21 protein-coding genes are annotated in these 18,944 nt (G+C 63.4%); 10 read left to right on the top strand and 11 right to left on the bottom strand.

Features of this window, described 5'->3' with window-relative positions; all coding sequences use genetic code 11:
• Nucleotides 1–37: 37 nt before the first annotated feature.
• From sdhA to sdhC, 3 genes are read right to left on the bottom strand one after another with little or no spacing between them, the layout of a single operon-like run.
• Entirely contained in the window at nt 38–1,882 is a 1,845-nt protein-coding gene (gene sdhA / locus ADU59_RS16905; protein ID WP_068955310.1) for a succinate dehydrogenase flavoprotein subunit, read from the bottom strand.
• Nucleotides 1,883–1,888: 6 nt separating this feature from the next.
• Complete coding sequence (sdhD, locus tag ADU59_RS16900; RefSeq protein ID WP_068955309.1) at nt 1,889–2,269, bottom strand: succinate dehydrogenase, hydrophobic membrane anchor protein; 381 nt, start codon at nt 2,267–2,269, stop codon at nt 1,889–1,891.
• Between the two features lie 15 nt (nt 2,270–2,284).
• Nucleotides 2,285–2,677 carry a succinate dehydrogenase, cytochrome b556 subunit gene (gene sdhC, locus ADU59_RS16895; RefSeq protein WP_068955308.1) on the bottom strand — a complete coding sequence of 131 codons (393 nt, stop codon included), beginning with the start codon at nt 2,675–2,677 and terminating at the stop codon, nt 2,285–2,287.
• 303 nt (nt 2,678–2,980) lie between these two features.
• Here sdhC and ADU59_RS16890 point away from each other — a divergent pair, with 303 nt between their 5' ends.
• Nucleotides 2,981–3,568, top strand: coding sequence for a hypothetical protein (locus ADU59_RS16890; RefSeq protein WP_068955307.1), 588 nt, complete (start codon nt 2,981–2,983; stop codon nt 3,566–3,568).
• On the opposite strand, the gene ADU59_RS16885 is transcribed toward ADU59_RS16890, so the two are convergent.
• The 5 genes from ADU59_RS16885 to tsaD all read right to left on the bottom strand — a co-directional run bounded on the left by ADU59_RS16885 (nt 3,555) and on the right by tsaD (nt 7,298).
• Nucleotides 3,555–4,220, bottom strand: coding sequence for a class I SAM-dependent methyltransferase (locus tag ADU59_RS16885; protein WP_068955429.1), 666 nt, complete (start codon nt 4,218–4,220; stop codon nt 3,555–3,557). The two genes, ADU59_RS16890 and ADU59_RS16885, sit on opposite strands and share 14 nt — an antisense overlap.
• Before the next feature lie 221 nt (nt 4,221–4,441).
• The gene (locus tag ADU59_RS16880; protein WP_068955306.1) at nt 4,442–4,873 is read right to left on the bottom strand and encodes an EVE domain-containing protein; all 432 of its coding nucleotides are present in this window, start codon (nt 4,871–4,873) and stop codon (nt 4,442–4,444) included.
• Between the two features lie 2 nt (nt 4,874–4,875).
• Nucleotides 4,876–5,169: a YciI-like protein gene (locus tag ADU59_RS16875; protein ID WP_068955305.1), complete on the bottom strand. Its 294-nt coding sequence runs from the start codon at nt 5,167–5,169 to the stop codon at nt 4,876–4,878.
• Nucleotides 5,170–5,198: 29 nt separating this feature from the next.
• Nucleotides 5,199–6,200 carry an NAD(P)H-dependent glycerol-3-phosphate dehydrogenase gene (locus ADU59_RS16870; RefSeq protein ID WP_068955304.1) on the bottom strand — a complete coding sequence of 334 codons (1,002 nt, stop codon included), beginning with the start codon at nt 6,198–6,200 and terminating at the stop codon, nt 5,199–5,201.
• A complete protein-coding gene (tsaD, locus tag ADU59_RS16865; protein ID WP_068955303.1) occupies nt 6,201–7,298 on the bottom strand; it encodes a tRNA (adenosine(37)-N6)-threonylcarbamoyltransferase complex transferase subunit TsaD in 1,098 nt (365 codons plus the stop codon).
• Between the two features lie 91 nt (nt 7,299–7,389).
• On the opposite strand from tsaD, the gene hemC reads away from it, so the two are divergent.
• From hemC to ADU59_RS16835, 6 genes are all read left to right on the top strand, one after another.
• Nucleotides 7,390–8,319, top strand: coding sequence for a hydroxymethylbilane synthase (gene hemC, locus ADU59_RS16860; protein WP_068955302.1), 930 nt, complete (start codon nt 7,390–7,392; stop codon nt 8,317–8,319).
• Between the two features lie 4 nt (nt 8,320–8,323).
• Nucleotides 8,324–9,046 carry a uroporphyrinogen-III synthase gene (locus tag ADU59_RS16855; protein WP_158515731.1) on the top strand — a complete coding sequence of 241 codons (723 nt, stop codon included), beginning with the start codon at nt 8,324–8,326 and terminating at the stop codon, nt 9,044–9,046.
• A gap of 137 nt (nt 9,047–9,183) precedes the next feature.
• The gene (locus ADU59_RS16850) at nt 9,184–10,452 is read left to right on the top strand and encodes a COG4223 family protein (RefSeq protein ID WP_068955300.1); all 1,269 of its coding nucleotides are present in this window, start codon (nt 9,184–9,186) and stop codon (nt 10,450–10,452) included.
• Between the two features lie 10 nt (nt 10,453–10,462).
• The gene (locus tag ADU59_RS16845) at nt 10,463–12,142 is read left to right on the top strand and encodes a heme biosynthesis protein HemY (RefSeq protein ID WP_068955299.1); all 1,680 of its coding nucleotides are present in this window, start codon (nt 10,463–10,465) and stop codon (nt 12,140–12,142) included.
• 29 nt (nt 12,143–12,171) lie between these two features.
• Nucleotides 12,172–12,657 carry a tellurite resistance TerB family protein gene (locus ADU59_RS16840; protein WP_068955298.1) on the top strand — a complete coding sequence of 162 codons (486 nt, stop codon included), beginning with the start codon at nt 12,172–12,174 and terminating at the stop codon, nt 12,655–12,657.
• 1 nt (nt 12,658) lies between these two features.
• A complete protein-coding gene (locus ADU59_RS16835; protein WP_068955297.1) occupies nt 12,659–13,402 on the top strand; it encodes a glutamine amidotransferase in 744 nt (247 codons plus the stop codon).
• Between the two features lie 3 nt (nt 13,403–13,405).
• Here ADU59_RS16835 and ADU59_RS16830 read toward each other — a convergent pair whose 3' ends face one another.
• Nucleotides 13,406–14,647: an MFS transporter gene (locus tag ADU59_RS16830; RefSeq protein WP_068955296.1), complete on the bottom strand. Its 1,242-nt coding sequence runs from the start codon at nt 14,645–14,647 to the stop codon at nt 13,406–13,408.
• Between the two features lie 129 nt (nt 14,648–14,776).
• Between ADU59_RS16830 and ADU59_RS16825 the strand changes: the two genes are divergently transcribed.
• Nucleotides 14,777–15,070: a YggT family protein gene (locus tag ADU59_RS16825; RefSeq protein WP_099050855.1), complete on the top strand. Its 294-nt coding sequence runs from the start codon at nt 14,777–14,779 to the stop codon at nt 15,068–15,070.
• Between the two features lie 321 nt (nt 15,071–15,391).
• Here ADU59_RS16825 and ppa read toward each other — a convergent pair whose 3' ends face one another.
• Nucleotides 15,392–15,925: an inorganic diphosphatase gene (ppa, locus tag ADU59_RS16820; RefSeq protein WP_068955295.1), complete on the bottom strand. Its 534-nt coding sequence runs from the start codon at nt 15,923–15,925 to the stop codon at nt 15,392–15,394.
• A 151-nt stretch (nt 15,926–16,076) separates the two neighbouring features.
• Between ppa and ADU59_RS16815 the strand changes: the two genes are divergently transcribed.
• Nucleotides 16,077–16,727 (top strand): hypothetical protein, encoded by a 651-nt coding sequence (locus ADU59_RS16815; RefSeq protein WP_244506453.1) that lies wholly within the window; start codon nt 16,077–16,079, stop codon nt 16,725–16,727.
• 57 nt (nt 16,728–16,784) lie between these two features.
• Here ADU59_RS16815 and ADU59_RS16810 read toward each other — a convergent pair whose 3' ends face one another.
• Nucleotides 16,785–17,291: a GNAT family N-acetyltransferase gene (locus tag ADU59_RS16810; RefSeq protein WP_068955294.1), complete on the bottom strand. Its 507-nt coding sequence runs from the start codon at nt 17,289–17,291 to the stop codon at nt 16,785–16,787.
• 535 nt (nt 17,292–17,826) lie between these two features.
• Between ADU59_RS16810 and ADU59_RS16805 the strand changes: the two genes are divergently transcribed.
• Nucleotides 17,827–18,690 carry an RNA polymerase factor sigma-32 gene (locus tag ADU59_RS16805; protein WP_068955293.1) on the top strand — a complete coding sequence of 288 codons (864 nt, stop codon included), beginning with the start codon at nt 17,827–17,829 and terminating at the stop codon, nt 18,688–18,690.
• The last annotated feature ends 254 nt before the right edge of the window (nt 18,691–18,944 follow it).

The raw sequence follows: 18,944 nt of genomic DNA, 5'->3' as shown, positions 1-18,944 counted from the left end.
CAGCTAACTGTTGCGAAACATCCTGCCACAAGCTGCCTCAATACACACGCGCCTTGGGCTCGATCTTTTTCGGATCGATGCCCTCGGCCAGAAGTTCGGTGTGAACCGGGCGGTAGTCGAGGCGGACTTCGCCGGCCTCGTTCACCCAGGACAGCGTATGCTTGCGCCAGTTGACGTCGTCGCGGCCGCCGAAAGGTCCGCTGGTGTAATCCTCACGCGCGTGGCTGCCACGGCTTTCCTTGCGGGCTTCGGCGCCATAGACGGTGACGATGGCATTGGCCATCAGGTTTTCCAGTTCCAGCGTTTCCACCAGATCGGAATTCCAGATCATCGAGCGGTCGGTGACCTTGACGTCGCTCAATTCCTGCCAGATGGCGCTCATCCGCTTGCAGCCGCTTTCCAGCGATTCCTGGGTGCGGAACACAGCGGCGTCGTCCTGCATGGTGCGCTGCATCTTTTCACGCAGCACGGCAGTCGGCGTCGAACCATCGGCAAAACGCAGCCGGTCGAAGCGCGTCATGATCTTTTCACAGGCTTTTTCGTTGATCGCCGGAATGGGCGCCGCCCGGTCGATGACCTCGCCGGCGCGGATTGCAGCGGCGCGGCCGAAGACCACCAGGTCGATCAGCGAGTTGGAGCCGAGACGGTTTGCCCCGTGCACCGAGGCGCAACCGGCTTCGCCGACGGCCATCAGGCCCGGCAGGACGCGTTCCGGATTTTCCCCGTCGGCGTTCAGCACTTCGCCCCAGTAATTGGTCGGAATGCCGCCCATATTGTAGTGAACGGTCGGCAGAACCGGGATCGGCTCGCGCGTCACATCGACACCGGCAAAGATCTTGGCGCTCTCGGAAATGCCCGGCAGGCGCTCGTGCAGAACGGCCGGATCGAGATGGTCGAGATGCAGGTAGATATGGTCCTTGTTCTTGCCGACGCCGCGTCCTTCGCGGATTTCCAGCGTCATGCAGCGGGACACCACGTCGCGCGAGGCAAGGTCCTTGGCCGATGGCGCATAGCGCTCCATGAAGCGCTCGCCTTCGGAATTGACGAGATAGCCGCCTTCGCCGCGCGCGCCTTCGGTGATCAGGCAGCCCGAGCCGTAGATGCCGGTCGGGTGGAACTGGACGAATTCCATGTCCTGCAAGGGCAGGCCGGCGCGCGCCACCATGCCGCCACCGTCGCCGGTGCAGGTATGGGCGGAGGTCGCCGAGAAATAGGAGCGGCCGTAGCCGCCGGTCGCCAGAACCACCATCTTGGCGGAGAAGCGGTGGATCGTGCCGTCGTCGAGGTTCCAGGCAACGACGCCGGTGCAGCGGCTGCCGTCATCCGACATGATCAGGTCGAGCGCGAAATATTCGATGAAGAATTCGGCGTTGTTCTTCAGCGACTGACCATAGAGCGTGTGCAGGATGGCGTGACCGGTCCGGTCGGCGACGGCGCAGGTGCGCTGCACCGGCGGACCTTCGCCGTAATTCTGCATGTGGCCGCCGAACGGCCGCTGGTAGATCTTGCCTTCGGCATTGCGCGAAAACGGAACGCCGTAATGTTCAAGCTCGTAAACGGCCTTCGGCGCTTCCATGGTCAAATACTGCATGGCATCGACATCGCCGAGCCAGTCGGAACCCTTGACCGTATCGTAGAGATGCCACTGCCAGCTGTCCGGCGTCATGTTGGTCAGCGACGCGGCGATGCCGCCCTGGGCTGCGACCGTGTGCGAGCGCGTCGGGAAAACCTTGGTGATGCAGGCCGTCTTGAAGCCCTGTTCGGCCATGCCGAGCGTGGCGCGCAGTCCGGCGCCACCCGCGCCCACGACGATCACGTCATAGGAATGATCCACGAACTCATAGGCGCGGCCGTTGATGTTCAGCGACGAATTGGGTGCCATTTTGAATTACCCTGCAAACGCGATCTTCAGGATGGCGAAAAGACAGAGCCCGCCAACTGCGATCGCAAAAAACGTATTGAGCATGACGAGGACGATCTTGGCGCCTTCGTTGTGGACATAATCCTCGATGACGACCTGCATGCCGAGCTTCATGTGAATGAGGCCGGAGATGAGCACCAGCCCCATGACCACGGCCATGAAGGGGTTCGACAGGGCAGCGACGACCTCGGCATAGGGGGCTCCTGCATATTTGATCAGGAACAGCACGAAGAAGATGATCAGCGGCACGTTGGCAACGGCCGTCAGCCGCTGGCGCCAGAAATGATCGGTGCCTTCCTTGGCCGAACCGAGGCCGCGGACCTTGCCGAGGGGAGTGCGCATATCCATGGAATTCTTGTCCTCTCAGCGAACCGCGTAGCCGACGATCCAGATCACCAGCGTGACCGCGACCGAACCGACCAGATTGGCAATAGCCAGCTTGGTCGCAAAATGCTTCTCGTAGCCATAGCCCAGATCCCAGACGAAATGTCTGATGCCGCCGAACAGGTGATGCACCAGCGCCCAGGTATAGCCGAACAGGATGAGCTGGCCGATGATCGTGCCGAAGGCCCACATGGCCCAGTCGTAGTAAGCCGGACCGCTGGCGGCAGCGATCAGCCACCAGGCAACCAGGATCGTGCCGAAATACAGCGCGCATCCGGTGATGCGGTGCACAATGGACATGACCATCGTGGGAATGGGCTTATAGATTTGCAGATGCGGCGAGAGTGGCCGGCTTTTGGTGACATTCGTCATCTGAACCTCACGGAAGAACCGGATACACGCCCAAAAACTGGACTATTTTCATCCGGTATTGCACATGATTGTGCACAATTCAGTCAGCCGACGTTTAATCACCATATTGATTAACGACAAGTGTGTTTGCACTGCAAAAACATTTTAATCGATTAGACAAAAATATGGCGCCGTAACGGCCCGAAAATCCGGCCGCATTAACGATAAGACGCGAAAATTCGACGCAAACCGTGACTTTTGCCGGTGCCTGCCCCACATTGACCGTTAAGGATTTGTTAAGAGTTATCCGGAGGGCAGCACGATATGCGTCCAATCATCATGCCGAATGCGACGAAAGTGTTGATCATGGCCGTGGCCCTGATCCTTCCGTTCGCCGATTTTGCCGAAGCACGCGACCGCAATGGCGAAGGCCACTTCGTCCGCCGCCATCATGAGCGGCCGCAGCACGATCGCCCGCAACACAACCGCCAGGAAGCGATCTCCGGCATCAGCGCCGACCACCATCACCGCCGCAACCGCAATGTGCGCCTGTCCGGCAGGAGCGCCGAGCGGCGGCATGTCGAGCGCGACTATGTCCGTGACCGCCGTCCGAACCGCCAGATCGTCGTGCGCGAATATCGCCGCAACGACAGCAACTATTGGGAACCCGCCTATGGCGGCGACGGCTTTCCGTCGAAAACCAGGGGCGGCACCTATTTCGGCGGCCTGTCCGCCTGGACCGATCCCGGCAACGGCATCTATTTCCGGTCCGAGCGCGATGCTTACGGCTATTATCCCGGCAACACCGATCAGGATTACCGCAACCCGCGCCCGAAGATCATAACGGTCAACCCTTCGACGAGCGGCCGCGCCTGCTCCTGGGAATCCGGCGTCTGCGTCATCCGCCGCTGATCGCCGGCCCGTTGAAGCGCCAGACCGTGGTCTTCTTGACCTCGCTGTCCTCCAGCGCCCGCGTCACCGGCACCTGATAGGTCGCCAGCATCTCCATCCGCTCGCGCGGGCAATAGGCGCGGCCGGGATCTCCGACCAGAACGGTGGCGCCCTGCTCGACGAGCGCGGCAAACCACGGCACCAGCCGGCCGGCAAAGGCGCTGTCATAGAACACGTCGCCGGCAAGATAGACATCCGCCCCGCGCGCATGGCCGATCATATCGGCTGGCGAGACCGAGACCGCCACATCGTTGAGCGCGGCGTTCAGGCGGATCGCCGTTTGCGTCCAGGGATCGATATCGGCGGCAACGACCGACGCCGCGCCCGCCTTCATCGCGGCGATCGCCACAAGGCCGGAGCCGGAAGCGAAATCGACGACCCGTTTTCCCGCCACCAGCCCGGGATGATCGAGAATATGCCGCGCCAGCCCCTGCCCGCCCGCCCAGGCAAAAGCCCAGAACGGCGGCGGCAGGCCGATTTCCTCCAGCTCTTCCTCGGTCTTCAGCCAGAGGTCATGCGCTTCGCTGGCCAGATGCAGCCGGATCTCCGGCACATGCGGCGGCGTCATGACACCGGTATTGGCGCGGATGAAGGTTTCGGGCTCGGTTTTCACGGGTGAGGTCCGGTTACTGTCTGGCAGGTAGGTGGTTTTGGCGGCCGGCACTCCCCACGCCTCCGTCATCCTCGCCCTTGTGGCGGGGATCCAGCAGCGGCGCGTCTGCGCCGCTAAAGGACTCCTTTCACGCGATGGACATCGCGTGGCTGGATTCCTGTGACAAGCACAGGAATGACGGAAAATCTGGGTGAACCGCCAATATGCCACATCAGGCGATATCAGCGCGGCGGGTTGTCCAACCCGCCAAGCCGGCAAATCTCCAGATATTCATCCTCGGTCACCGGCTGGACCGACAGCCGCATCGAGGTGACCAGTGCCATTTTTTCGAATTTCGGATTGGCCTTGATGTCCTTCAGCGATACCGGTTTCGGCAGGTCGCAGACCGCCCGGATATCGACGCAGTCCCATTTGGGATCGCCTTCGGCAGTCGAATCCGGATGGGAGAGCGCGCAAACTTCGGTAATGCCGACAATCTCCAGCCCCTCGTTCGAGTGGTAGAAGAAGCCCTTATCGCCGATCTGCATCGCCCGCATGTTGTTGCGCGCCAGATAGTTGCGCACGCCGGTCCATTCGGTGCCCTTCTCGCCCGCATCCTTCTGCATCGCCCACGACCATTTGAACGGCTCGGACTTGTAAAGCCAGTACCCCACGCTCAGGCCTCCGGCTTGTTGAAGACCCAGTTCCAGGGCTTGATATCGACATTGGCGAAGAGGCCTGCCTTGGCATAGGGATCGGCCGCCGCGATGGCGCGCGCGTCTTCGATCGTCTCCGCCTGGATCACCACAAGGCTGCCGTTCGGCTTGCCGGCGTCATCAAGGAACGGTCCGGCAAAGGCAAGCCCGCCCTTCGCGTTGAGATCATTGAGGAAGTCGACGTGCTCCGGACGGGTATCCATCCGCACTTGCAGGGCGTTCGGCTTGTCCGTGCACAAAACGGCAAACAGCATGATGTTCTCCTTGATTGACCTTGGATTGATTATTCCTGCGTGATCGGCCGCGACATCAGCCGCTCCAGCGCCGTCTTCACATCCATCTTTCCATCGATGATAGCAGCCACCGCCGCGGTGACCGGCATGTCGACGCCAAGTTGCCGGGCGACGTCGGCGGCGACGGAGGCTGCGAAGGCGCCCTCGACCAGCTCGCCCGAATGCCCGCTGGCGCTGCCGCTCTGGCCGAGCGCAATGCCATAGCGCAGATTGCGCGACTGATGGCTGGTCGCCGTCAGCACGAGATCGCCGAGACCGGACAGCCCCCGCACCGTATCGGCCTCGCCGCCGCGCGCCGCGACGAAACGCGACATCTCGGCCAATCCGCGTGAAATCAGCGCCGCACGCGCCGAATCGCCAAGACCGGCCCCCTCGACGATGCCGCAGGCGATCGCCAGCACGTTCTTCAGGGCGCCGCCAAGCTGCACGCCGATGCGATCGGCGGAGGGGTAGAGCCGGAAGGTCGCGCCGGACAGCGCCTCGGCGAGGACCGCCGCACGCTCGATGCTGCTTGCTGCAACGACCATCGCCGTCGGCAAGCCTTTGGCGATATCGGCGGCAAAACCCGGCCCCGAGAGCACGGCAACATTCTGCAGATGCAATTCTTCCTCGACGACATCGGTCAGCAACCGGCCGCTGGCGCGCTCCATGCCCTTGGCGCAGATGACCACATCCGCGCCCTTGCCGATGAAGCCGTACAGCGAGCGGCCGGCTTCGCGCTGCGCTTGCGACGGCATGGCAAACAGCACGATACCGGCACCTTCCAGCACCGCCGGATCGTCGGAAACAATGAGGGCTCCGGGCAGGTCGATGCCCGGCAGGGCGCTGTCGTTGCGGCCGGTCTGTTTGAAATCCTCGACAATGCTTTCGCGGCGGGCAAGCAGCGTCACGGACGCCTTGCCGGAGGATGCCGCAACGGCTGCCAGCGCCGTGCCGAAAGCGCCGGACCCGACGACGACGATACGATCTTTCTGCACAGATTCTGCTGCCATTTACGCTTTCGCTCCCCGTTTTCCGAATCCGATCAGCGCCTTCGCATCGGCATCGAGCGGCCAGCGCGAGCGCGGTGCGACATCCAGATCGTCGGCCGGCAATCCCGCCGCCATGCGCTCGGCGCCCGCCCAGGCGATCATCGCCGCATTGTCGGTGCACAGCTGCAAAGGCGGGGCGATGAAGCGGAAGCCGTTCCTGTCGCAGAGTTCCTGCAGCGTCGCCCGCAATGTCTGGTTTGCCGCCACGCCACCGGCCACGACCAGCGCCGGATGTTCGACGCTACCGGCAAACTCTCCCTTGAAACGCGCCAGCCCCCGGCCGATCCGGTCCTTCAGCGTGCGCGAAATCGCATTCTGGAAGGAGGCACAGATATCGGCGATATCCTGTTCGGTGACAGGGGCGATCGACTGCGCCGCCTGCCGCACGGCGGTCTTCAGCCCCGAGAAGGAGAAATCGAGCCGTGCTTCGCCGACCAGCGGACGCGGAAAGGAAAACCGGTCGGGGTTGCCGCTTTTTGCCGCACGCTCCACCGCCGGGCCGCCCGGATAGGGCAGTCCGAGCAGCTTTGCCGTCTTGTCGAAGGCTTCGCCCAGCGCATCGTCGATGGTCGTGCCCCAGCGCTCGTAGACGCCGACATCCTTCACCAGGATCAGCTGCGTATGGCCGCCGGAAACCAGCAGCATCAGATAGGGAAAGGCCAGTCCGTCCGTCAGCCGCGCCGTCAGCGCATGGCCTTCGAGATGGTTGACCGCATACAGCGGCTTGCCCGACGCACGCGCCATCGCCTTGCCGGTCATCAGCCCGACGAGCAGGCCGCCGATCAGGCCCGGCCCGCTGGTGGCGGCGATCGCATCGACGTCGGAAAGCGTCACGCCGGCCCGCAAAAGCGCTTCCTCGACCAGCATATCGAGCGCCTCGACATGGGCGCGCGCCGCGATCTCGGGCACGACGCCGCCATAGACACTGTGCTCCTCGAGTTGGCTCAAAACCACGTCACCGAGGATCTCGCCACGGCCGTTCTCATCGCGCAGCACCACGGAAGCGGCGGTTTCATCGCAGCTTGTTTCGATACCGAGAATGCGCAGGCGGGCGGACATGGACAGATTTACTCGAATATTGCGATCACAGGGAAAGGCGGATACAGGAACACCAGGTACAGGGAACTCCGGTAACAACGGATCGCAGTGGATGCAAACAAAACCTTTCCGGATCGGCACGCGCGGCAGCCCCTTGGCGCTGGCGCAGGCCCATGAAACGCGCGATCGGCTGATGGCAGCGCATGGCCTGCCGTCCGAAATGTTCGAGATCGTCGTGCTGTCGACCATGGGCGACCGGATCACCGACCGGTCGCTGTCGGAGATCGGCGGCAAGGGGCTTTTCACCCAGGAGCTGGAGGATATGCTTCTCTCCGGCGGGCTGGATTTCGCCGTGCATTCCTCCAAGGACATGCCGACGAAGCTGCCGAACGGCCTGTTTCTCTCTGCCTACCTGCCGCGCGAAGACGCCCGCGATGCCTTCGTCGGCCGCACCGCCGCAAAGCTCATGGACCTGCCGCAGGGCGCGACCATCGGCTCGTCGTCGCTGCGCCGCCAGGCGCTGATCAAGCGGCTGCGTCCGGATATCAACGTCATCACCTATCGCGGCCTGGTCGATACCCGGCTAAGAAAGTTGGCGGAAGGCCAGGTCGATGCGACGCTGCTCGCCTTTGCCGGCCTCAAGCGGCTCGGCAAGGATAACGTTCCGACCGAGCTTCTCGACCCAGAAACCTTTCCCCCGGCACCGGCGCAGGGCGCCATCTGCATCGAAAGCCGCATCGGTGACGACCGGATCAATGGCCTGCTGGAAGCGGTCAACGACGCACGCACACATGAAGCCGTAACCTGCGAGCGGGCCTTTCTTGCGACGCTCGACGGCTCGTGCCGCACGCCGATCGCCGGCTATGCCGTATCGGATGGCGACACGATCCGCTTTTCCGGCATGGTCCTGACACCGGACGGCAGCCAGCATTTCCGCGTCTCCACCGAGGGTAACGCATCCGATGCCGAACGGCTCGGCGCCAAGGCCGGCGACGATATCCGCATCGATGCGGGACCGGACTTCTTCTCGAGCTGGACCTGAGCCCATGCCCCTCCCTTTGCGCGTCCTTGTCACCCGGCCCCAGCCTTCGGCGGCGGCAACGGCGGCAAGGCTGGAAGCGCTGGGGCATGAAGCTATCGTGCTGCCGATGATGGAGCCAGTCCATCAGCCGCAGGCGGCGCTGGATGTTCTGGCGCTTGCCTATGACGCCATCGCCGTTACCAGCGCCGAGGCCATCCGCGCCCTGGCCACCATCACCGACCAGCTGGCGCCGCACCGGCACACACCCGTCTTCTGCGTGGGCGCGGCAACGGCGCAGGCCGCGCGGCAACTGGGGTTTCAATCGGTCATCACCGGGCCGGGAACGGGGATCGGCCTGGCGCAATCCATCGCCGGAACCTTCCGTTCACAGAGCGGCACGGTAGCCTATCTGGCAGGCCTGCCAAGATCGCCCGGCTTCGAAAACGCCCTTGCCGACGCCGGTATCGCCTGCCGCACAGCCGAGGTCTACCGGATGTCGCCGGCCGCATATGCCTCCGGTGACATCGAAGAGCTGCTCGAATCGCGCCTGCCGGACACCGCTCTTTTCTATTCCTACGAAACCGCCAGACGCTTCTTCGACCTCATCGCTCCGGAGAAAATCGCTGCCCTGCAGGACATTCGCCTGCTCTGCCTCAGCGATCAGGTGGCAACGGCGGTGCCGCCGGGCTTCAACACCATCGCCATTGCCGCAGACCCCAGCGAAGCCAGCCTCTTCGCCCTGCTCTGATCCGCCGTTCGGCAAGCGTCCCGCCTGCGCCTTCATCGCCCCCCGGTCAAGGAATTGTCGCATGGGGGCTTTCCCTAGCCCTGCCGCATGTCTAGGTTTAAGACGGTAGACTTACGCGATAACGGAAAGAGATCATCATGGGACCGGAAAAGCCTCCGCGCCGCTCGAAATCCGATCAGGAGCCGTTGACGATCGATCTGGAAGCCAACACGGCTGCCGCGCAGGACGCGGACAGGGACGATACGTCCGCCGAACGCGACACCGCCGAAACCGCGCACGCCGGCAGTGCCGAACCGGCCGGCATTCCGCAGCAGGATGCAAACGCCTCCGAAGCAGGCAATGATCAACCGGCCATTTCCGAACCGGATGAGGAGGACGCCCGCGCCGAGGCCGCGGCGGCCGCTTTCGCTGAAGAACCGACTTCGGCCGTGGAACAGCCGGTCCGTACCGAGCCCCGCACGTCCAATTCCGGCGCCCTTGCGGCCGGCATTCTCGGCGGACTGATCGCGCTTCTGGGCGCCGGCAGCCTGCAATATGCCGGCATCCTGCCGGTACTCGGTCCCGGCGCGGACAACAGCGCCATCGAGCAGAGCCTTGCCGGTGACGTCGAAGCCATCAAGACGCAGCTTGCCGCCGCTCCGGCGCCATCGGCAGCGGTCGATCTGTCGCCGATCGAAACCCGTATCGCAGCACTTGAAAAGAGCGCCACCGAGGCTGGAAGCGGCGCGGCCGTCGACCTGTCCGGCCTCGATGCCCAGATCGCCACTCTCACCGGCGAAATCGCCACGCTGAAATCGGCGCTGGCCGACGCCAGACAGTCCACCGAGACGGCGAAAACCGAACTTTCCGCGCGTCTCGATACCGCCGAAAAGAAGATCGACGAACCGGCCAGCGACGTGCAGCTGGCCCGCGCCGTGGCCGTCACGGCGCTGAAGACGGCGATCGATCGCGGTGGCCCGTTCCTGGCCGAACTCGACGCGCTGAAGAGCATCGCCGCCAGCGATCCGGCCGTCACCGGCCTTGCCGGCGATGCCGCGACCGGTATCGCCCCGCGCGCCGATCTCGCCCGCGCCTTCCCAAGCGTCGCCGATGCCATGCTGGAGGCAACGCGGCACACCGATCCCAACCAGGGCATTTTTGCACGCCTGATGGACAGCGCCTCCTCGGCCATCCGCGTCCGCCCCGTTGGCAGCGTCGCGGGCGAAGGCCCCGAAGCGGTCGTTGCCCGCATCGAGGACAAGCTGACCAATGGCGACCTCAAGGGCGCCAGCCTCGAATGGGCCGCCCTGCCGGAACCGGCGAAAACGGCCGGCGCCGATTTCAAGACCAAGCTCGACCAGCGTATCCGTGTCGAAGGACTGATCGATGCGGCCGTTGCCGGCGCCATGACGGCCAACCAGGGCTAAGGAAGAATTCATGATCCGTATCCTGTTCTATGTCCTCATCGTCCTGGCGCTCGGCGCCGGCTTTGCCTGGCTGGCCGACCGTCCCGGCGAACTGTCGCTGATCTGGCAGGGCCAACGCATCGAGATGAGCCTGATGGTGGCGGCAACGCTGCTCGCCTCGCTGATTGCCGCCGTGCTGATCGCCATCTGGCTGATCCGCGTCGTCTGGCTTTCGCCCCATTCGATCTCCCGCTATTTTCGCGCCCGCAAGCGTGATCGCGGCTACCAGGCGCTCTCCACCGGCCTGATCGCCGCCGGCGCCGGTGACAGCGTGCTCGCCCGCAAGATGACGGCCCGCACCCGTGGCCTGCTCAGTTCGGACCAGGAACCGCTGATCCATCTGCTCGAAGCACAGACGGCGCTGATCGAAGGCAAGTACGACGACGCCCGCAAGAAATTCGAGCTGATGGCCGACGATCCGGAAACCCGCGAACTCGGCCTGCGCGGTCTCTATCTCGAAGCCAAGCGGCTGGGCGCCAACGAGGCCGCCCGCCAATATGCCGAACGCGCCGCCGACAAGGCGCCGCACCTGCCCTGGGCGACGCTGGCAGCGCTCGACTATCGCAGCCAGACCGGCCAGTGGGACGAAGCAATCCGCCTTCTCGACCAGAGCCGCGCCTCCCATGTCGTCGAGCGCAAGGAAGCCGACCGCAAGAAGGCCGTGCTTTTGACGGCGCGCGCCGGTGACAAGCTGGAGGCCGACCCGAAGGGTGCCCGTGACGATGCGCAGGCCGCGCTGAAGCTGGCCGAGGATCTGGTGCCCGCCGGGCTGATTGCCGCCAAGGCGCTGTTTCGCGAGGACAATCTGCGCAAGGCGGCCTCCATTCTGGAAAAGCTCTGGAAGCAGGAGCCGCATCCGCAGGTCGCCAGCCTCTATGTCCGCGCCCGCAGCGGCGATTCGGCCACGGACCGGCTGAAACGCGCCAACAAGCTGGAGGCGCTGCGCCCCAACAACCCCGTGGCGCTCGCCGCCGTTGCCGAAAGCGCGCTCGAAGCCCGCCAGCTGCCGCTCGCCCGCGCCAAGGCCGAAGCCGCCGCCCGCATCCAGCCGAGCGAGGGCATCTTCCTGCTTCTGGCCGATATCGAGGAGGCCGATACCGGTGACGATGGCCGCATCCGCCACTGGATGAACCAGGCGCTGAAAAGCCCGCGCGATCCGGCCTGGACGGCCGACGGCGTGACGGCGCCGGACTGGCTGCCGGTTTCGCCGGTCAGCGGCCGGCTCGATGCCTTCGAATGGAAGCAGCCGGTCGCGCAGATTGCCGGACCTGTCGAAGAGGGCACGCTGGAGGCTGCCGATGCCGCGATCCGCAGCCTGCCGCCGGTCGCCATTACCCATCAGCGCCCCGAGCCACAGCCCGAGCACACCGTGGCACCGGCCAAGCCGGCACCAGTCGTCTCAGGCCCGGTCGTCCCCGCCCATGTCATCGACGTCGCGGAAAAGACCGTGGAGCCGGCGGTCAAGACCATCGCCGTGCCCGTGCCGAGCGAATCGGTAATCGTGCAGCAGACGGTCAAGACCGAACCGCGGCCGGCCCCCGTCAAGCCTGAGGAAGCCACCGTCGAGCCATTCTTCGGGCGGCCGCCGGACGATCCCGGCGTGCGCGACGACAGCAAGCCCCTGGAAAAAACCACATTTCGCCTGTTTTGAGACGTAACCCCGATTTTTGACGGAACAGCATGTTTGATCGATTTCGCACTTTCCTCGACAGCCTGACCGGCAGCGGCTCGTCCGTCATCGAACCCGGCGATCCGCGCATCGCCATCATGGCGCTCTGCATCCAGGTGATGGAGGCCGACGGCGAGATCCACGAGAAGGAGCGCCGCAAGGTACGCTCGATGATCAAGGATCACTACCAGCTGGACGATGCGGCGCTCAACGCGCTGATCACCGCCGGCGAAACGGCCGAAAGCCAGGCCATCGATTTCTTCCGCTTCACATCCGACATCAAGCGGCACTTTTCCGAGGAGCAGCGGATAGACCTTGTCGGCATGCTGTGGGAGATTGCCTATGCCGATGGCAAACGCAGCGAAATGGAAGATCACGTCATCTGGCGGATCGCCGATCTGCTCGGCGTTTCCGGCAGGGACAGGATCATCAAGCGGCAGGAGGTCGCCGCCAAGCTCGACGTTGTGGAGGAGACCACCGCGCAACAGGAAAAGTGAAATGCTTTTCGACGACCGCACGTTCTACGCACGCAGTACCGGCAAGCCGGTCCTGATCGTCCTGCATCAGGAACAGTCCAGCCCCGGCCGCGTCGGGCATCTGTTGCTGGAAAAGGGGCTGAGCCTCGATATCCGCCGCCCGGTGCTGGGCGATCCCCTGCCCGCGACGCTGCAGCGCCATGCCGGCGCCATCGTCTTTGGCGGGCCGATGAGTGCCAATGACGATATCGACTATATCCGCCGCGAGATCGACTGGCTCTCCGTGCCGCTCACCGAAAACAAGCCTTTCCTCGGCATCTGTCTCGGCGCCCAGATGCTGGTGCGCCATCTCGGCGGCGTGGTCGGCCCGCATCATGAAGGCATGACGGAGATCGGCTGGTATCCACTTGAAGCGACCGAAACGGGCCGCGCATTGATGGAATGGCCGTCGATGGTCTACCAGTTCCACCGCGAGGGCTTTGATCTGCCCGCAGGCACCGAACTGCTGGCCTCCGGCGGTACCTATCCCAACCAGGCCTTCCGCTATGGCGAAAACGCCTGGGGCATCCAGTTTCACGGCGAACTGACGCGGGCGATGATGCACCGCTGGGTCGTGCACGGCGCCCACCGCTTCGCCCTGCCGGGCGCGCAGGCCGGCCGCGCCCATCTGGAGGGCCGGATGAACCATGACGGCCCGCTGCGCGCCTGGATGGACCGGTTTCTCACCCATATCTTCCAGCGGCAGGACGAAAAGGTCCCCGCCTGACGATCAGGATTGCCGCTCCGGCACGCTGAGCGAATCGATCTTGCGCAATTGCGGAAAGCCGAGCGCCCAGATGACGGCGACCGCAAGGGTGCCGACGCCGCCGATCACCACGGCCGGAACCGCCCCGAAAAAATGCGCCATCGTGCCCGCGCGGAATTCGCCGAGCTCATTGGAGGCGCCGACGAAGACCATATTGACCGCATTGACGCGGCCGCGCACGGCATCCGGCGTCCACAATGCAATCAGTGTTTCACGCACATAGACCGAGATCATGTCCGCCGCCCCCATCAGCATCAGGGCCGCAATCGACAGCGAGGCGACGTGCGAGACGCCGAACACCACGGTTGCGATGCCGAACAGCGCCACCCCGGCAAACATCAGCCGGCCGGCATGGTGACGGATCGGATAGGCCGCCAGCGTCACCGCCACCAGAATGGCACCGAAGCCGGGAGCGGCGCGCAAAAGCCCAAGACCAAGTGGCCCGAGCACCAGGATCTCGCTGGCAAAGACCGGCATCAGCGCCACGGCACCGCCGAGCAGGACCGCGAACAGATCGAGCGATATGGCGCCCAGCACGACCTTTTCGGTGCGGATGAACCTGAAACCGGCCAGGATCGAGGACCAGTTGCGCGCCGTGCCGAGGCTGTGCTGCGCCGGCTTCTCGATCATGAAGACCAGGATGCTCGCGAAAATGAGGAAGACCAGCGCCGTGCAATAGGCAAGGATGGCGCTGACGCCATAGAGCAGGCCGCCGGCAACCGGGCCCAGAATGGCGGCCGTCTGCCAGGAGGACGAGTTCCAGGCGATCGCATTCGCCAGATCATGGGCCGGAACCAGATTGGGAGCGAGCGACTGCACCGCCGGCGCCATGAAGGCGCGCTCGATGCCGAAGACGATCAGGATGGCAAACACCGGCCAGGGCGAAAAGGCGTCGGCGATCGTCAGCCCGAGCAGTGCCGCCGCGCAGAGCGCGCCGAGGATCATGCAGATCGAGACGATCATCCGCCGGGAATAGCGGTCGGCGACCGATCCCGTCACCAGGATCAAAAGCAGCGACGGCAAAAACTGGAAAAGGCCGATCAACCCGAGATAGAGCGTGTTCTGCGTCTGCGCATACATCTGCCAGCCGACCGAGACGCTGATGATCTGGATGGCGAAGGAGGCCAGAAACCGGGCGAGGAAGAAGCGGGCATAGGAGACATGCCGGAAGGCTGCGAACCGGTCGGCACCCTGAAGGACGGACATGCGGGGATCTTTCCGAACAACGGCGGGGCAGCCTGCCGTATTAAACATGTTGAGACCATCGCGACGCGCGGACTTGCCGGTTTAGTCGTCAATGTCTACATGTCTGTCAACAACGAATTGGAGACCGGCATGCTTGCTGTTATTGCGACCCTGAATTTCATCATCAATATCGCGTGGTTCCTGGTCATCGCCTCGGCCATCTTTTCCTGGCTCTACGCTTTCAACGTCATCAACGTCAACAACAGCGCCATCAACATGATCGGCCGCTCGCTGTACCAGCTGACCGAGCCGCTCTACCGGCCGATCCGCCGGGTGCTGCCGGACATGGGCGGCGTCGACCTGTCGCCGCTGGTCGTTCTGGTGATCCTCTATTTCATCTGGTACCTGCTCAACACGACGATTGCCGCGGCTTTGCTCGGCTAAATCGGACGGTTCCCTGTAGCTATGAAAAAACCTCCGGATCGGCGCGATCCGGAGGTTTTCATTTGACTGCTGACAAAGCCATTTCCCATTCTTGACAGGTCATTGCGGAAATTGAGTGGCACCCAAATCTCCGTCATTCCTGTGCTCGTCACAGGAATCCAGTCAGCCCAAGTCCTTGGGCTGAAAGGTCTTTTGACCCGACGGACGTCGGGTCGCTGGATCCCCGCCACAGGGGCGAGGATGACGTAGAATGGAAGTGCACACTTCGCCAAGCAACGGTTTTAAAGCTTGGTCAGACTGAAAAAGCCGGACGCTTTTCGCTTACTTGGCAGCCTTGGCGCGCTCGATGGCTTCGAGGATCAGCTGCTGGGCGACGGTGACATCCTTCCAGCCGTAGATCTTCACCCACTTGCCGGGCTCCAGATCCTTGTAGTGCTCGAAGAAGTGCTCGATCTGCTGCAGGGTGATCTCCGGCAGGTCGGTATAGTCCTTGACCTTGTCGTAGCGCTTGGTGAGGTGATAGTTCGGAACCGCGACGATCTTCTCGTCCTTGCCGGAATTGTCTTCCATCATCATCACGCCGATCGGGCGCACATTGATGACGCAGCCGGGAACCAGCGGGCGGGTCGAGGCGATCAGCACGTCGATCGGGTCGCCGTCTTCCGACAGGGTATGCGGCACGAAGCCGTAATTGCCCGGATAGGTCATCGGCGTGTAGAGGAAGCGATCGACCACCAGCGTGCCGGCTTCCTTGTCCATTTCATACTTGATCGGGTGTCCGCCGACCGGAACCTCGACGATCACGTTGATATCTTCCGGCGGATTCTTTCCAATCGAAATTGCATCAATACGCATGAGTTTCCCCTAAAGGCCAGATATTCGGATGGCCAGTCCGATAACGGGAAACATGACGCGGCGCAACATCCGCTTTCGTCATGGCCGGAAAAATGCAAGATATAGCCGAATAATCGCGGACGCCGGGGCGTTCCCGGGACAAGGAGCGCGCATGAAACCGCTTGTCCATTCCAGCCATCTGGCCGGCCATTTGGCCCACCGCCTGGCCGTCCCCCTGCTGACTGTGCTGCTGATGGCGCCCGATACCGTCAGCGCCAATGACAGCATCTATACCGATCTCGACACGGATCATTGCCAGACGCTGTCGCCGGAAGACGAAGAAGGCGGCGGCATTTCGCTGCGATGCAAGGGGTTCAAGGATTACGCGGTCTATTACAAGGAAGGCGATCTGCGCCAGAGCCTGTTCTACGGCCATCTGGGCCAGGCCTATATCGACGGGGCATTCGAGAGCTTCGGGCCGTTCAACTATACCAGCCGCAGGATCGAATGGCGCCTGGGCGCCGACGGCCGGCCGGTGGCGACCATCCTGCGCTGGTTCATCGAAAATGCCGATCCCGCCACCGGCGAACCGGCACCGGAGCGCAAGGGACAGGTGCTGGTCATCTCGAAAGTCGCGGGCGAGGATGGCATGGGCTGCGTCGCCGGCTATGTCGATGCGCTCGCCAATCCCGACCCCAATATCGCCGCCCGCCAGATTGCCGATACGCAAACCGAAGGCTTTGCCTGTGGCCGCGACACGGCAGCGTTTCACGGCGTCCGCGGCCCGACGGCGGCCGATCCCACCGGCGACCTGCCCGAATAGCGCGGCGGCCGGCAGCATTGCGGACAGAATCTATGCGGCCAATGGCGTGACGGAACGTCAGTCCCAGATATAGCCGATCTTCTTCAGGTTCTTTTCGCCGAAATCCTCCATGCCCTCGCAGAGGTCGCGGCCACCGGCCATGCGGAAGAAACGGTCGGCATGGTGGCTGTCTTCCAGGCACCAGACGACGAGGCCCTGGCAGCCGAGCGATTTCAGCAGGCTTTTCGCCTCGCCGAACAGAATGCGGCCAAGCCCGATGCCCTGATATTCCGGGCGCAGGTAGATTTCGTAGACCTCGCCTTCCTGCGGCAGGGCGCGGGCGCGGTTGAGGCCGAGCGTCGCATAACCGGCGATGACGCCGGCAACCTCGACGACGAGCAGGGTGGAGGGGCCGCGCGTCGCCTTGCGCCACCAGGCATGATCACGCCGGTTGACCATCTGGGTCAGCGGCCTGTGCGGGATCAGCCCGCCATAGGCCTGAAGCCAGGAAACGCGGTGCACGTCCGAGATGGACGCAGCGTCCCTCGGCTCACCCGGCCTGACCTCGATGGATAGTGTTTTCATAGCGCGACTCTAGCCCGGTGCCGTACAAACAGGAATCCCGCCAAAGCCCTGTCTTTAACTAACTCACAGACAACTTATGGGGACAACCACCAAAAGTTAACGCTTTTTTAACTTTTCCGGCAAGCGGCAAAAAATGCGGCGCACAATAAATGGCGTGCGGGACACGCGCGCACCGTCGCGCGGTCCATCTCGCACGCCGCGCCGGCATATGGCCCTTCAGGACAGGGTGATTCGCCCGGAGCGGGGCGTCTTCGCAAGACCACAAAACACCGGACACAAAAATGCCCGCCGCCGCAAAATACGGCAGCGCAGCATGGAACCTTTTGACCGGTCGCGCGTTTGTAGACGTCCAGACCTGCACGCATGTCTTCTGCAGGACCGGGACAGCCACCGTGGCCTTCTCTTCCGGCCCCGGCTCTCAAAGCAGGAAGTAGGGCGTTTCGAATGCTGGTCAAGCTTCAGGCAGCGGAAATCCCGAAACACCGATCGATGCATCGTTCAGCGGCACGCCCTTGTGCCCGTCATGGAGTAGCCGATGAAAAATCTCTCAGCAGACAGGCGCATGATCAAGATCGCCATGGCGGCCCCCTATCTCGAGCGGGATGAGGAACAGGCTCTGGCACTGGCCTGGAAGGACCATCAGGATCAGGACGCCCGCAACAAGATCGCCATGGCCCATATGCGGCTGGTGATCTCCATGGCCTCCAAATTCCGCAATTTCGGCCTGCCGATGAGCGATCTGGTGCAGGAGGGGCATATCGGCCTGCTGGAGGCGGCAGCCCGCTTCGAACCGAGCCGCGAGGTTCGCTTCTCGACCTATGCCAGCTGGTGGATCCGCGCCTCGATGCAGGATTACGTGCTGCGCAACTGGTCGATCGTGCGCGGCGGCACCTCCTCGGCGCAAAAGGCGCTGTTCTTCAACCTGCGCCGCCTGCGCGCCAAGCTGGCCCAGGGCGACCGGCAGCTGACGGCCCGCGCCGTGCACGAGGAAATCGCCGTGGCGCTCGGCGTCAGCCTCGCCGACGTGCAGACCATGGACGCACGCCTGTCGGGCAACGATGCCTCGCTGCAGGCGCCGATCTCGTCGGGTGATTCCGACAGCGGCGAACGGCTCGATCTTCTCGCCTGCGATGCGCCGCTGCCGGACGAACAGGTGTCCGACATGATCGACGGCGAACGCCGCCGCACATGGCTCAACCATGCGCTCTGCCAGCTCAACGAACGCGAAATGAAGATCATCCGCGCCCGCCGCCTGTGCGAAGACAGCGCCACGCTGGAAGAACTCGGCACCGATCTCGGCATCTCCAAGGAACGCGTCCGCCAGATCGAAACCCGGGCACTGGAAAAGCTGAAGGCCGCCCTGGTCGCCGAGGCACCGGTGCTGGCGATGCAGCATTGATACAATCCCGGCCGAGCTGAAACCGGATGAACCCTGCGTCCGGCTTCACGCTCGCGCCAATCGATATTATCGACAAGAGCCGGACTCGACCCCGCTGATCCGGCGGTGGCCGCCAGGATCGTTTCGCAAATGGAGCGTTCTCCCGCTACAGCCGTTCGCAGGCCGCAGCACAGCGAGACCGCAAGAAAAAGTTAACGAAGACTCAAGCGGTCCATCTCAACTTTAAGTGTATATTAATCCAATTTTAATGATCG

Origin of the sequence: Pararhizobium polonicum (assembly GCF_001687365.1) — a bacterium.
Classification (GTDB): domain Bacteria; phylum Pseudomonadota; class Alphaproteobacteria; order Rhizobiales; family Rhizobiaceae; genus Pararhizobium; species Pararhizobium polonicum.
Note: the sequence above shows the minus strand (reverse complement) of the source record. Positions and strands in the feature narration are given on the sequence as shown.